The following is a 13,852-nucleotide window of genomic DNA, read 5'->3' as shown; positions in this document are numbered from 1 at the left end:
GGCTTCGTTGTCGTAACAGGGGATCCGGCCGGCCCGTGTCTCGGGTAACGTCCGGCGTCGGAACGCCGAGGTCAACACGACGATGAGGAGAAGGGCGACGTGGCCGGCCGAGCCGACGAGGACCCCCGCGCCCAGCGGTCGTACGACCCCGACGGCACCTGGGCGGAACAGCTGCTCGACCATCTGCGCCCCGCCGGACGTGATCCGCGGCGGGTCGTCGGCTGGCTCGGGCGGACCGTCGGAGCGTCCGTCTGCCTTCAGGACGCGCACGGCGGCCTCCTCGCCGGCGAGCGACTGCCGCTCGACGACACCGTGCTCGCCGACCTGCTCACCGGACGGATCTCCTCGGCCGCGCTGGACGACGGCGGGCGTCAGGTCCGCCTGGTCGGCATACGGCACACCGGACAGGTTCCGGCGGCCGCCGCGGCGGTGCTGGCCGTGGCCCGCCCGGAACCCTTCGACCGGCGCACCGCCGAGATCGTGCACCGCACCGCGGGCATCCTCGAACTCCTGCTGAGAGAGGGTGAGTTGACGGAGGCGGGACGCCGTCTGCGGCGCGCCTCGGCCGACCTGCGGCTGGCGATCCTGCAACTGCTGATGGTGGAGGACATCGTCTCCGCCCGCCGGGTCGCCGCGGGCCTGTGGCCCGGCCTGCTCGAACAGGACACCGCCCGCGTGTACGTCGTCGAGGGCTCCCCGGCCGAGCGGGACGCCCTCGCCGAGGCCTGCGTGGACGTCACCGAGGGGCGGGCGCTCGTCGTGCGCTGCCCGGCCATGGACGGCCACGTCATCGTCGTCAGCCCCGCACCGACGGCCGGGGACCGGCTGCGCTCCCTCCTCGACGGCCGGCCCGACACCTTCCTCGGCGGCAGCCTGCGCCAGCGCCTCGCCCGGACCGCGACCGCCTACGGACAGGCCGTCAGCGCCCTCGCCGTCGCCCGGTTCCGTCCGGACCAGGCCGCCGTCTACGCCGCACGCACCCACCCCGAACGCCTCCTGGAGCCCACCGGTCTGCGCGCCTGGTCCGCACAAGTACTGCGCCCGCTCGACACGTTGCCCCACCACGTCCGCGCCGAGCTGCTCGCCACCACCCGGCTCGGCCTGGACTTCACCGCCGTCAACGCGGCCAAGGTGCTCGGCGTCAGCCGCAACACCGTCCGCGCCCGCATGGACCGCGTCGAGGCGCTCCTCGGCACCGACTTCTCCGATCTCGCCTCCCGCGCCGCAGTCCGCCTCGCACTCAACAACGAGGCGGTACAGGACCCTTGTGGTCCGTACGGCCCTGACGGCACGGACAAGCCCCCGCCCACGCCCCGCGGGCCCGGCGGCCTCGGCGGGCTGCTCGGCTCGGCCGCGCCGCGCGTCTGGGCCCGGGACCTCCTCGCCAGGCTGGACGGCGACGGCCGCGACCTGCGCGGTACCCTGCGCGCCTGGATCGCGGCCGACGCGAACGCCGAACGCGCCGCCCGGGATCTCGGCGTCCACGCCCAGACCGTGCGCGAGCACGTCCGCGCCGCGGAACCCGTACTGGAACGGCAACTGCTGGCCGGCGGCACCGACTTGTACGAGGTCGTCCTCGCCCACCTGGCCACCGGGGCGCTCACCGCCCCCGCGCTCGGCGGGACGAACGCGGACCAAGCGGACTCACCTGTGCACAGGTGAGTGCTCACCGCCCCCGAGAGGGCACCGGCGCGATAGCCGTGCCCGCGCGTCGCACGTAAGTTCCGTGTCAGCGGGGCACGACCGGCACGGGGGACCGGTCGGGGCCCCGCGCGCGGTTCCGGCGCCCAGTGGGTCCGGACCTCACCTGGCCGCGGGGGCGGCGGGCAGGTTGAAGACGTGGTCGGGGGAGACGATCGTGGTGATCGCCCTGCCCAGCAGAGTGGCCGGCTCCTGGCCCTTGTGGGTGATGTCGGTGTTCAGGAGCACCACCAGGGTCGCCCGCGCCGACGGCAGGTAGACGGTCAAGGACTCGTAGCCCGGCAGCGAGCCGTTGTGGCCGATCCAGCCCTGCACGTCGAAGATGCCCAGCCCGTACGCGGCGCCCGGGACCATGGTCGGCGGCATCTTGAGCCGCTCCCGCTGGGTGGCCGCGCTCACCAGCCGGCCGCCGTCCGGCAGCTCGCCCGTCGCCAGCGTGCGCGCCCACACCCGCAGATCGTCCAGCCGGGAGATCATCGCGCCGGCCGCCCAGCCCCAGGACGGGTTCCAGTCGGTCGCGTTCGCGACCTTCCCGTCGGCCGTCTGGTTCGTGTACCCCTGCGCGTGGGGGTTCGGGAACTCGGCGCCGGACGGGAACACGGTGTGCTTCAGACCGGCGGGTTCGAGGATGTGCTGCCCGATGAAGTCACCGAGGCGCTGTCCGCTCTCCTTCTCGACGACCAGACCGAGCAGGATGAGGTTGGTGTTGGAGTAGGAGAACTTCCGCCCCGGCTGGAACAGCACCGGGTGCCCGAAGGAGTAGTCGAGCAACTCCTGGGGAGTGAAACTGCGTTCGGGGTCGGAGGTGAGGGCCTTGACGAAGTCGTCGTTGTCGGAGTAGCTGAACAGCCCACTGCGCATGTCGGCCAGCTGCCGCAGGGTGATCCGGTTTCCGTTCGGCACGCCGTCGACGTACTTGCCGATCGGGTCGTCCAGGCCGACCTTGCCCTGGTCCACCAGTTGCAGCAGCGCGGTCACGGTGAACGTCTTGGTCTCGCTGCCGATCCGCATGGACAGGTCCGGCGTCATGCGCCGGCCGGTGCTCTTGTCGGCGACGCCGAACGTGCGGACGTAATTTCCCTTGTCGGGCGTCCAGATGCCGACGGTCGCACCGGGGATGTCCGCCTCGCGCATCACGTCCCGTACGGCGGCGTCGAGCCGGCGTGCCACGGCCGGGGTGAGCTCCCGGACACCGGTGCCCGGGAGCGAGGGGGTGGGGCTGGCCGAGGGGGTGGGGCCGGGCGGATCGGCGGTGAACACCGAGAGCGGGGAGCCGGCGAGCGTGGTGGGCGTGGAGGCCGGCGCGGCCCCGGCGGAGGCGCCGGCCAGAGGTACCGTCAGGCTCCCCACCACGGCGGCGACTGTGACCCCCCTGCGTAGACCGCGCAGACGTGCTGACATACGTGACATGGGCTGACTCCAAGCACGCGAGAACTCCAGGAACGCGAGAGATGGACGTGCGCGAGAGGTGGACGTGCGGTGGGCGAGACGTCGGAGCCCTGGCCCCCCAGCATAGGAGCGCTCACCACGCCACGCCCGTCGGCCGGACGGGTGGCCCTCGGCGCCCCGGCCCGGGCGGCGCGCGGGGCCCCGGCCGCGGGATGCTTGTCGCACGGGCGGAACCCTCCGTTCGAGGGGTCCGCTCACCCGAGCCGGTGAGCGGACGCCCTGGAGCGCACCGACGGCACGTCCGCGGCGTTGCCCGGGCATGAACGTCATCGACGACGTGGATGGCACGGACCGCACGGACCGCACGGATCGCAAGGACCGGACGGGCGGCCCGGACGGCGCGGGCGATGCGGGCGACACGGAACGTGAGACCCGGGCGGGCGGCACGGTCCCGGTGGGCCGAACCGTACGCAAGGACGGGACGGCCTGGGCGGCCCGCGGAACCCCGACGGCCCGCGGCCATCGGACCGCCCGGGGAGCCCGGACCCTCCGCAGCGCCCCGGTGGACCGGACCCGTGAGCCGATCTACGCCCAGCTCGTCTCGGAGTGGCGGATCCGGGGGCGTACCGTACCCGGCGACCCGGACGTCCCCCGGACGGCGCGGGCACGGTTCGCGCCCCGCGCGCGACCCGAGGGTGAACGCGCACGCGAGTGAGCCACTACGGTCCCCACGACGGAGCCAGCACGGCCAGCCTGCCGTTGGCCTGGCGCAGGGCCGCCTCCAGGGGGCCGGGCCGGTGCAGCGTGCCGGTTCCGTCCGGTGGGACCAGCCACTCCAGGGAGCGGGCCGGCCGGTACGGCGGGGGTACGGCGACCCACGAGCCCCTGGTCGCGTACCGCAGGCCGGCGCCCACCCAGCCGTCGGCCGGGTCCGGCGGGAGGAAGAACCCGACCCGTTCCGCCGCGCTGTCCACCAGAGTCGGCCCCGGAACGTACGGCGAGGGCAGCCAGAGCAGGTCGAGGGCGAGCAGGCCGAGTCGCTCGGGCACGCTCAGGACGTCCCAGAACCGGCCCGCCTCCAGCAGCGCGACGCCCTCCCCGTGGTCCCAGTCCCGTTTGCACGCGCGGGGATCGGGCGCGGCCGCGGCGAGCCATTCCACGCCGCGCGTCCACATCGTGTTCGTCATGTACTGCTCCGGGTGATCGTCACTCGCCGCGCGGGAGCGCGGGGACCGGCTGTGCCGGGGCACTCCGTGCGATCGCACGCCAACCCGGCATATGCATGCTCGTAGATATTTCTACGTGGCGGAAGGGGTGGCGAAGAGTGGCGTTTGAGTGGTTGCGTTCGAGTTCCGTGTGCCGGTTCGTCAGTCGGGGTAAAAGGGTGCGCCACTCCGTCGAGTGACGCGAGTCCGCAGCGCGATCGATTCGTGCGTGCCGACAGCCGATTCACGCGCGAAGTCTTGTCGCCACCACGCACACGGTCGTACGCTCGCGCCGTTCCGTCGCCGCCGCACTCATCGAGGTACTCCATGGACCGCACACGTCTGCCCGCCCTCCTGGCCCGCGAGAGCGCCGAGGCCGCACATCGCAACCCGCGCTCGCGGGCGGCGTACGCGCGGGCGGAGCACCTCTTCGGGCGGGTGCCGATGACCTGGATGAACAAGACCGCCGGCGCGTTTCCGCGCTACCTGGCGGGGGCGCGTGGCGCCCGGGTCACCGATGTGGACGGGCACGAGTACATCGACTTCTGCCTCGGTGACACGGGGGCGATGGCCGGGCACTCGCCCGCCGCGGTGACGGCGGCGGTGCACCATCGCTTCGGCGAGCTGGGCGGGGCCACCGCCATGCTGCCGACCGAGGACGCCGAGTGGGTCGGCGCCGAGCTGACCCGTCGCTTCGGCCTGTCCCGCTGGAGCTTCTCGCTCACCGCGACCGACGCCAACCGGTGGGCGATCCGGCTCGCCCGCGCGGTCACCGGGCGCCCGAAGATCCTGGTGAACAGCTACTCCTACCACGGCAGCGTCGACGAGTCCCTGATCGTCGTGGGCCCCGACGGCACCGGCACCGCCCGCCCCGGCAACGTCGGCGCCCCCTGCGACGTCACACTGACCAGCAGGGTCGCCGAGTTCAACGACCTCGCCGGGCTGGAGCGCGAACTGGCCCACGGGGACGTCGCCGCCGTCCTGATGGAGCCCGCGCTCACCAACATCGGCATCGTCCTGCCCGAGCCCGGCTACCTCGCCGGCGTCCGGGAGCTGACGCTGCGGTACGGCACCCTCCTCATCAACGACGAGACCCACACCTTCTCGGCCGGTCCCGGCGGCTGCACGGCCGCCTGGGACCTGGAGCCCGACCTGCTCACCATCGGCAAGGCGATCGGCGGCGGCATCCCGGCCGGTGCCTACGGCCTCTCCGCGGACCTCGCCGAGCGGCTGCTGGCCCGCTCCGACCTGGACCTGGTCGACATGGGCGGCGTCGGCGGGACCCTGGCCGGCAACGCCCTGTCCGTCGCCGCGACGCGGGCCACCCTGGAACACGTGCTCACCGACGAGGCGTTCGCCCGCATGTCGAAGCTCTCCGAACGCTTCGAGGCGGGTGTCCGCGCCGGTATCGAGGCCCACGGACTGCCCTGGTCCGTCAGCCGCCTCGGCGCCCGTACCGAGTACCGCTTCACCTCACCGGCGCCCCGCACCGGCACCGAGTCCGAGGCCGCCGCCGACCCGGAGCTGGAGGACTTCCTGCACCTCTACCTGGCCAACCGCGGCATCCTGCTGACCCCGTTCCACAACATGGCGCTGATGTGCCCCGACACCACCGAACAGGACGTCGACACCCACACCGAGGTGTTCGCCGCCGCCCTCACCGAACTGGCGGGCTGAAGCCGTGGACGACATCGACCGGGCCATCCTGCGCGAACTCCAGACCGACGGCCGTGTCGCCTACGCCGACCTCGGCCCCAAGGTCGGCCTGTCCGCCTCGGCGGCGCGCCAGCGCCTGCAACGCCTGCTGGACACCAGGGCCGTTCAGGTCGTCGGCGTCACCGACCCCATGGCCATGGGCGGCCAGGCCATGGCGCTGCTCGGCATCACCGCCGACGGCGACCCGCGCACGGTGGCCGACGTCCTCGCCGAACGCCCCGAGGTCGTCTACGCGGTGCTCACCTCCGGCGGGTTCGACCTGTTCGCCGAGGTGGTGGCGCCGGGCCCGCAGGCCCTGCTGGACTTCGTCAACGACGTCGTACGCCCCCTCGAAGGCGTCCGCGAGATCCAGTCCTTCCCGTACTACGGGATCCACACCCACCGGTTCCTGTGGGACGTGGGCTGACGTCCGTGCCGGTGGCGGGTCCTGGCGCCCGAACTGCCCGATCGGTCAGGGGAGCGGTGAGTGGAGCGGCGGCGCGGGCGTCAGCACGAGCATGCTGGCGTCGTCGCGGACGTCGTACGCCAGCCGCGTCAGGTCCGCCCACACCGCGTCCGGCAGCTCGGCGGGGTCGGTGCCGGCGAGTTCGGTGAGGCGCTCGGGGAGCGGGTAGAACGCGTCGGAGGCGTTGCGCGCCTCCCAGAAGCCGTCGGAGGCCACGAGCAGCCGGTCCCGCGGGGCCAGGGTCACGGTCACCTCCTTCGGTGGGTCCACGCCGACCAGCCCGATGCCCAGCGGCGGACACGGCGGGACGGTCACCTCCCGGGCCTGCCCCTCGTGCAGCAGCACGGGCGGCGGATGACCGCAGGCCACCACCCGCACCGTGCGCGCGTCGCCGGAGAACTCCAGCAGCAGCGCGGTGGCGAACAGCTCCGCGTGCCGTACACCGGCCGAGTCCACCGAGAGCCTGCGATCCATCCGGGCGGCGACGCGCTCCAGCTCCGGCTGGTCCAGCGCCGCCTCCCGGAACGCGCCGAGCAGCGACACCACCGTCGTGACCGCCGCCAGTCCGTGCCCCTGCACATCGCCCATCACCGCCCGCACGCCGTACGGCCCGTCGCGCACGTCGAAGAAGTCGCCGCCCACCAGCGTCCCGTCCTGCGCCGCCCGGTAGAAGGCCGCGCACCCGACCGGACCGACATGCTCCGGAAGCGGCGGCAGCACGGCCCGCTGCACCGCCTCTCCGATCGCGTGCTCCGTGTTCAGTTGGGCGTCCCGCCGGCTGCGCACGAACGAGACGAACACGCTCAGCAGGGAGACGAACACGATGGTGAGCAGATCGGTGTTGCCGGGACGGTTGAGCTCCGTCGCCGGCAGATTCAGTGCCAGGACCACCAGGCCGCCGAGGACGGCGGTTCCCCACGGTCCGTACGACAGGACGGCGAGCGGCGGGATCGCACCGAGCAGAAAGCCGAGATCGCGCGCGTGGGACGTGACCCTCGCGGCCAGGGACACCGCCACCAGCAGCAGCACCGGCAGCGCGCGCACCCACCACGGCGGTGGCGCGCCCCGCAGCCAGCCGCGGTCCTCCCGGCCTCGACGCGACGACCAGCCGCGCACCGATCTCACATGCCCACGCTACGCCGCCGCCGGGCAGGGGGCGCGGTCCACCACGGCGGACGCCCGCGGCGGGGGACGGCCGGGACACGGACGCGAAGGCGGGGGAGAAGCGACGCAGGACGGCGGAGGACGGCCCAGGAAAAGTGGAGGACGGTTCAGGAAAAGTGGAGGACGGTTCAGGAAAAGGAGTGGACGCTCGCCCGCCCGCCCGCCTACCGTGACCACCACGCCCGAGACGGACGGAAGGAGGCGAGCGTCATGCAGGTCCCTGTCATCCAGCGCTCCTCCCTCCCCGTTTCCCGGGCGTGCCACGTCTGACCGGACCGGGAGCGCTGCACCACGTACGCGTCCCGGAGGAAAACCATGACCGCACCGGTCATCCGCACGCTCGACGAGAGCAGTGCGCACCTGTTCGACATGCTGCCCGACCCGCTGGGCTTCCGTGAGAAGCACCGCAGCACCCATCACCGCCCTGACTGGAAACGCGTCGCCCTCCGCGCCGGCCGGCCGGTGGCCCGTGCCGCCTGGTGGGGCCGCCCCGACGACGACCGGCCGCTCCTGATCAACTGGTTCGACGTCGCCGAGGGCGAGGAGGACGCGGGGGCCGAACTCCTGAGGAGCGCGCCCTGGCGGTCCGACGAACTGGAACTCGACCTGCCCCCGGGCTGGCGGGACGTCCCCGGGCAGCGGGCCGCCGTCGCCACCCGCACCACGGCCGCCCGCCTGGCCGGGTACGAACCGCTGGCGGAACGCCTCGTGTACCGCTGGACCCCCGACCGGGGTCTGCCCGAACGCCCCGGCCGCCTCCTCTTCTCGCCGGAGCCGGACGACGCCGTTTTTTACGACGCCCTGTGCCGCATCCAATCCGTCACGCTGGACGCCCACGCCCGCCGGGCCGTCGCACAGGGCGGAGTGGACCAGGCGGCCCGGGAGGAACTCGACGTCTTCCGGTGGATGCCGTCACCGCGCGAGTGGTGGCGGGTCGCCCGCACACCCGAGGGCGCGTTGGTCGGCATCCACGTTCCCGCCCGCAATCCCTCCGGTCCCTGCGTCGGCTTCATCGGTGTCCTGCCGGAGCAGCGCGGTCACGGCTACGCCTACGACCTCCTCGCCGAGTGCACCCACCACCTCGTCGAACGCGGCGCCGACTTCATCGCCGCCGCCACCGACCAGGGCAACTTCCCGATGGCCGCCCACTTCACCCAGGCCGGCTATCCCGTCGTCCGCGAGCGTCTCAACTTCTGGGCCGAAGGCGATGTCAGTGCCGGGTGACATGCTGACGGAGCGGTGAGCGGAAGCGGAACGAGGGGGAGGCCGATGGGCCACGACGGGGCGGTCTGGCGTGTGCACGCAGGAGAGGTGGCGGTCGGCGAGATACGGATCGAGGAGGCCGGCTTCCCCTGGTTGTCCGGACGGTTCACCGCCGGCCCCGGCTTCGCCGCCGTGCGGGACCTCTTCGCCCGTGAACTCGCCTTGGCCGACCCGGAGGACGACGCGGGCTGGGCCCAGTGGGAGTCCGCCTACGACGAGATACAGGCCCGGGTGTCTCTGTCCTCACCGGACGGCCCGGTCCCCGAGTTCCTGCTGCACATCGAGGGGGACCGGGCCTGGTTCCGGTGGAGCGACGAGCCGTTCGAGGACGGGTAGGCGGCGGACCGCGGGAAGGCTCTAGGCGGAGACGGAGGCTGCGCCGGCCAGGTGGGACTCCGCTGTCTCCAGGATCTCGGTGACGCGGACACCGAACGCCGCGTCGCACGGATGCGGGCGGCCGGTGCGGGCGGAGGTCAGCAGGGCGTCGGCGGCGCGGGTGAGAGCGGGGACCGCCCCCTCCGTGCTCCTCGGCAGGAGGGACACCCCGCTCTCACCGCGCAGCTCGACGTCGGCGCCGGCCGCCGCGGGCGGCGCCGTCAGACTCAGCGTCAGGGTGCTGGACGCACCGGTGGCGTGGTCGAGGACCAGGTGCACGGTGTCCGAGGGCCCGTGCGCCGCCGCCAGGACCTGCCGTACGTCACCGAGGACCGGAAGCAGGACGGAGAGCGCGTGCGGGCCCACGTCCCACAGCGCGCCCTTCTCGCGCCGCCACGGCGAGTCGGCGAAGGGGCTGTCACTGGTGAACACCGAGCCCAGCCACTGTGCGCGCGCCGTGAACCAGCCCGCCGTGGCGGCCTGTTCCCCGATCCACGCGTCCGGTTCCTTCTGGAAACGCGTGGTGAAGAACACCACCGAGGCGACCCCGGCCCGCTCGGCCGCCTCGGCGACGGCCCTCGCCTCGGCGGCCTCCACCGCCAGGGGCTTGTCCAGCAGCAGATGGCGGCCCGCCTGTGCCGCACGCACCGCCAGAGCGGCCTGCACGGCCGGAGGCAGTGCCACCGCCACCGCGTCCACCTCGGCCAGCAGGGCGTCCACGTCGTCGTACGCCCGCACGCCGTACTCCCGCGCGAGGGCGCCGGCCGCCTCCGGGCGCCGGCCCCACACTCCGGCGAAGTCCAGGCCGGGGTGCCCGGCGAGGGCGGGGGCGTAGGCCGCGCGGGCCCAGGGGCCCGTTCCCAGCAGTCCGATGCGCATGTCGCGTTCCCTTCTCCGATCCGGGCTCCACGGCGTCAAGGCGCCGTGTCCCGCTCACCGTTGACATACGGCTGCGACGGTTCTCCGTCTCCGGCCAGCCACCACGCGATCGTCGCGGCGATCGGCTGACCGGTGTCCAGCTCGACGAACCCGAACTGGCCCGACTGATTGCACTCCAGGAACCACCAGATCCCGTCCGTGTCCTCCGCGAAGTCGAAGGCACCGTAGGCCAGTTCGGCACCCGCCATGTACCGGTGTACGGCCCCGGCGACCTGCGCGGGCACCTCCACGGGCCGCCAGGGAGAGGCCGAGGGGGCGAAGCGCACGTCCACGTCGTCGGGGTGGGCATCCGGATCGGCCTGCTTGCGGGCCGCCAGCAGCGTGTCCCCCACGACCGTCAGCCGGATGTCGGCCCGCTTGGCGACCCGCCGCTGCAGCAGGGTCGGACCGTAGGCGACCGCGGTGAAGTCGGTGTCCGGCGCGACCCGGCTGGTCGGCACCGCGCGCGGCGGTTCCTGCGGATGCGCTCCGGAGACCGGCTTGACCACCAGGTCCGGGAAACGCTCGGCGAACTCCCGGGCCGCCTGTGGGAACGTGGTGATGAGCGTGGCCGGCACCGCGAGCCCGCTGCGCTGCGCCAGCCACAGCTGCCAGGGCTTGTGACGGGCGCGGTGGGCCGCGTCCGGGTGGTTCATCCAGCGTGCCCCGGTGCAGCGCAGCATGCCGTACAGCGCCTGGGTGGACTCCTCCGTCAGCCAGGCGGACGGCTGGGCGGCGCGTAGGGCCGCCCTCCCGGGCCTGCGCACCCAGATCGAGCGCACGCCGCTCATGCTCACCAGGCGCCCGCCGACGGAGAGATGCCCGCCGCAGGTGCCCTGCATGTACTCGCCCGACAGGGCGACCCCGTGGGTGAGGTCGGCGGGGTCGAGACGGACGACGGGCACGCCCGCCTCGCCCAGCCGGAGCACCACCAGGTCCGCCGTCACGTCCTCTTCACTGGTCAGGATGAGCACGGTCATGTTCAGCGGGCCCGCGTTCAGTCGTCGAAGTGTGTCTTGGACCCCGCCGTGGAGGTCGTCGTCCCCAGGGCTCGCAGGGTCGCGTGGTCGGTGGCGGCGATCCGCCCGTCCGGGAGGACGTTCAACTGCAGTCCGGCGTCATACGCGTACGGAGCGGTGACGTCCAACTGCACAGCGGGCCGCGCGTAGTTGAGCGTGAACGGTTGCATGTTCTCTCCCTGATTCGGCCTTCACGTCCTTATACGATTCGAACGGGCGATTGGGTTCCTCACCCTCCGTAACCGGAGCCGGGGGAAGGGCGGTCGGGGGCGTCAGGTACAAGGACGCCGAAAAAGGTGAGGAGGCTGCGCCAGGAACCGGCGAACTTGTGAACAGGCACCGGCGGGCCCCACGGACGTCACGACCGCCGTCTCACGCCCCCAGCACGTCGCGCGCCGTCGCGAGGGCCTGTTCCGCGTACCCCCGCCCGAACAGCACCGCGTGCACCAGCAGTGGGAAGAGCTGATGCACGCCGACCCGCCGCCGCCAGCCGTCGGCCGGCGCCGCCGCCTCCCGGTACCCGGCCAGCACGCGGTCCAGATGCGGACAGCCGAACAGCATCAGCATCGCCAGGTCCGTCTCCCGGTGCCCGCCGTGCGCGGCCGGGTCGATGAGCCGCACCTCGCCGTCGGCACCCCACAGCACATTGCCGTTCCACAGGTCGCCGTGCAGCCGCGCGGGCGGCTCCGCCGGTCCCGCCAGCTCCGGCAGCCGTTCACACACCCGTTCCACCAGGGCGGCCTCGCCGGGCCGGACGGTTCCGGCGTCGACCGCGTCCCGCAGGTAGGGCAGCACCCGGTGTTCGGCGTACCAGGAAGGCCAGTCCGCGCCCGGCGCGTTGAGCATCGGCGCGAGACCGATGTACGCCGCCGCAGGCCCGCCCGGCGGCGGCGCCCCGAACGAGGGTGCCCCGGCCGCGTGCAGCGTCGCCAGGGCGTGGCCGAAACGCAGCGCCGCCCCGGGAGCGGGCTGTCCCGTCCGTACGCGTTCGGAGACCATCCACCGTTCGTCATGGCCGAGCACCTCCGGCACCCGCACGGCTCCCGCCGCGCCGAGCCAGCGCAGTCCCGCCACCTCGGCGCGGACCGCGCCGGGGCCGTCACCGCGCTTGACCATCACCGTCGTACCGTCCGCGAGGGTCACCTCGGCGGGTGACCCGGACGGCGGCCACGCACCCGTGACCCGGCGCCCGGTGAGCCGTGACGCCACCTGCCCTGGATCCTCGTCTCGCTCGACCACGCGCCCAGCGTACGTCCGGCAAAAGGGCCGCCACGCAGCGAACTTCGGCCGTTGCGACGACGGAATCCGGACGGCCGGAGCCGCCGGCCGTCCGGACGGTCCGCCGGTGACCGGCGGGACGCGTAACCGGCCGGGGCCGACCCTGCCGGTCCCGGCCGGTCAGAGCCCGACCGGCCGGACCCCACCCCTCGGGACCTGACGCACCAGAGCCTGACTCACGGGGAGCCGGGCCGGTGTCACCTGCCCGCGAACCGCTGCCGGGTGAGTCCCACCGGATTGCCGGGCGGGAACAGCCCCGAGGTCTCGGCGGTGTGCGTCAACGGCTCCAGCAGTTCGGCGAGACGGGCGCAGCGGTCCGCGCCGAGCGCGGTCCAGGGGCCCTCGGCGGCCGCGTCGGTCGACGCCTCCACCCGCGCCCGCAGCGCGGTCCCGGCCGAGGTGAGCGATCCGTCCGCCGCGAGCAGGCCACGCTCACGCAGCCGCTCCCCGGCCGCCTCCCACGCCGCCGCCTCCCACTTCCGCGTCTCGCGCAGGAACGGGCCGTCGGACTCCCCGGCGGCCGCCTTCAGCACCATGGCCTCCACCGGCCCGAGCCCCTGGCTCACCAGGACCGCGAAGTGCCCGTCGCCCCGGTGCTCGCGCAGGGTCGTCAACGCCTGCCACAGCCGGACGGTGGGCCGCCGCGGCCGCTCCAGCGCCTGGTTCGCCGCGGCCAGGACCCGGCCCGTCGTGTCCGCGGCGGCCGCCGCCTCCCAGGCGAGGTCCGCGGCCTCGGCCAGTTCCGCCGACGCGGCCACGTCCGCCCCCAGCATGCGGGTCATCGCCGCGTCCATGGCCTCCCACCGGCCCAACAGCGCGTCCCCCGGAGCGGCGTACGCCCAGGCGTCGGGCAGCGCGCGGCGCACGCGGTCCGGGTGGAAGACGAAGAAACTGCTCGTCACCACGGCCGGCCCCACCGCGCCGAGCGGCGCGGCCCGCAGCGCGAAGTACCCCATCCAGTACCCGCGCAGCCCCAGCCCGTCCGCGACCCCCATCGCCTCGGGCGTGAAGTACACGAGACTGTGCACCGGCTCGTACCGCTCCCACATCGCCCGCGCGAATCCGTCCGCCACCGAGTCCTCCTACCGTGCCGCTCCTGCGTACTGTCGGCACCCAGCCTGGGCTTTGACGATTGTCATGACAAGGGGGGTGCCGAACTCGCCCACGGACACCGGCCGCAGGGGGCGACGAGCCCGCCCCGCCCGCCCCGGTCGCGGCACCCGGGCACGCCACGAGAGGACGGCGGCACCGGCATCGGTACGGGAATCGGTACTGGGAGCGGCGCGGCTGGACACCGCCGGGCATACCTTCGGCACCGCCGTTCCCCGGGGCGCGCGACGCTCGTTCGTGCCCGGAGCGGGGGCGTGCTGACGGGTGAC

At 73.6% G+C, this 13,852-nt stretch carries 14 protein-coding genes; 6 read left to right on the top strand and 8 right to left on the bottom strand.

From position 1 onward, the window contains the following. Nucleotides 1-99 precede the first annotated feature (99 nt). Nucleotides 100-1,662, top strand: a complete 1,563-nt coding sequence (locus tag OIB37_RS02610) for a helix-turn-helix domain-containing protein (protein WP_330455856.1) — start codon at nt 100-102, stop codon at nt 1,660-1,662. Between the two features lie 141 nt (nt 1,663-1,803). Here the strand turns inward: OIB37_RS02610 and OIB37_RS02605 are convergent, their stop codons facing one another. Continuing rightward, entirely contained in the window at nt 1,804-3,102 is a 1,299-nt protein-coding gene (locus OIB37_RS02605; RefSeq protein ID WP_330461754.1) for a serine hydrolase domain-containing protein, read from the bottom strand. A gap of 307 nt (nt 3,103-3,409) precedes the next feature. Between OIB37_RS02605 and OIB37_RS02600 the strand changes: the two genes are divergently transcribed. Further along, complete coding sequence (locus OIB37_RS02600) at nt 3,410-3,805, top strand: hypothetical protein (RefSeq protein WP_330455855.1); 396 nt, start codon at nt 3,410-3,412, stop codon at nt 3,803-3,805. Between the two features lie 4 nt (nt 3,806-3,809). On the opposite strand, the gene OIB37_RS02595 is transcribed toward OIB37_RS02600, so the two are convergent. Continuing rightward, entirely contained in the window at nt 3,810-4,277 is a 468-nt protein-coding gene (locus OIB37_RS02595) for a hypothetical protein (protein WP_330455854.1), read from the bottom strand. A 345-nt stretch (nt 4,278-4,622) separates the two neighbouring features. Between OIB37_RS02595 and OIB37_RS02590 the strand changes: the two genes are divergently transcribed. Together OIB37_RS02590 and OIB37_RS02585 are read left to right on the top strand one after the other, a co-directional pair. After that, nucleotides 4,623-5,972, top strand: coding sequence for a transaminase (locus OIB37_RS02590; protein ID WP_330455853.1), 1,350 nt, complete (start codon nt 4,623-4,625; stop codon nt 5,970-5,972). Nucleotides 5,973-5,976: 4 nt separating this feature from the next. Beyond that, nucleotides 5,977-6,417 (top strand): Lrp/AsnC family transcriptional regulator, encoded by a 441-nt coding sequence (locus OIB37_RS02585; protein ID WP_330455852.1) that lies wholly within the window; start codon nt 5,977-5,979, stop codon nt 6,415-6,417. A gap of 45 nt (nt 6,418-6,462) precedes the next feature. Here OIB37_RS02585 and OIB37_RS02580 read toward each other — a convergent pair whose 3' ends face one another. After that, complete coding sequence (locus OIB37_RS02580; RefSeq protein WP_330455851.1) at nt 6,463-7,581, bottom strand: PP2C family protein-serine/threonine phosphatase; 1,119 nt, start codon at nt 7,579-7,581, stop codon at nt 6,463-6,465. Between the two features lie 354 nt (nt 7,582-7,935). Here OIB37_RS02580 and OIB37_RS02575 point away from each other — a divergent pair, with 354 nt between their 5' ends. Further along, nucleotides 7,936-8,844 (top strand): GNAT family N-acetyltransferase, encoded by a 909-nt coding sequence (locus tag OIB37_RS02575; protein WP_330455850.1) that lies wholly within the window; start codon nt 7,936-7,938, stop codon nt 8,842-8,844. 45 nt (nt 8,845-8,889) lie between these two features. Beyond that, nucleotides 8,890-9,219, top strand: a complete 330-nt coding sequence (locus tag OIB37_RS02570; RefSeq protein ID WP_330455849.1) for a hypothetical protein — start codon at nt 8,890-8,892, stop codon at nt 9,217-9,219. A gap of 21 nt (nt 9,220-9,240) precedes the next feature. On the opposite strand, the gene OIB37_RS02565 is transcribed toward OIB37_RS02570, so the two are convergent. The 5 genes from OIB37_RS02565 to OIB37_RS02545 form a co-directional block, all read right to left on the bottom strand. Next, complete coding sequence (locus OIB37_RS02565) at nt 9,241-10,137, bottom strand: Gfo/Idh/MocA family protein (RefSeq protein ID WP_330455848.1); 897 nt, start codon at nt 10,135-10,137, stop codon at nt 9,241-9,243. Nucleotides 10,138-10,172: 35 nt separating this feature from the next. Further along, nucleotides 10,173-11,156 (bottom strand): ATP-grasp ribosomal peptide maturase, encoded by a 984-nt coding sequence (tgmB, locus tag OIB37_RS02560; RefSeq protein WP_330455847.1) that lies wholly within the window; start codon nt 11,154-11,156, stop codon nt 10,173-10,175. Nucleotides 11,157-11,173: 17 nt separating this feature from the next. Next, on the bottom strand, nt 11,174-11,365 hold the full coding sequence (gene tgmA, locus OIB37_RS02555) for a putative ATP-grasp-modified RiPP (protein WP_330455846.1): 192 nt from the start codon (nt 11,363-11,365) through the stop codon (nt 11,174-11,176). A gap of 202 nt (nt 11,366-11,567) precedes the next feature. After that, on the bottom strand, nt 11,568-12,404 hold the full coding sequence (locus OIB37_RS02550) for a fructosamine kinase family protein (RefSeq protein WP_443058251.1): 837 nt from the start codon (nt 12,402-12,404) through the stop codon (nt 11,568-11,570). A 266-nt stretch (nt 12,405-12,670) separates the two neighbouring features. Continuing rightward, nucleotides 12,671-13,546, bottom strand: coding sequence for an SCO6745 family protein (locus OIB37_RS02545; RefSeq protein ID WP_330455844.1), 876 nt, complete (start codon nt 13,544-13,546; stop codon nt 12,671-12,673). Nucleotides 13,547-13,852: the final 306 nt, after the last annotated feature.

It is taken from the genome of Streptomyces sp. NBC_00820, from assembly GCF_036347055.1.
In the GTDB taxonomy this organism is placed as follows: domain Bacteria; phylum Actinomycetota; class Actinomycetes; order Streptomycetales; family Streptomycetaceae; genus Streptomyces.
This window is presented reverse-complemented; position numbering and strand designations above follow the sequence as displayed.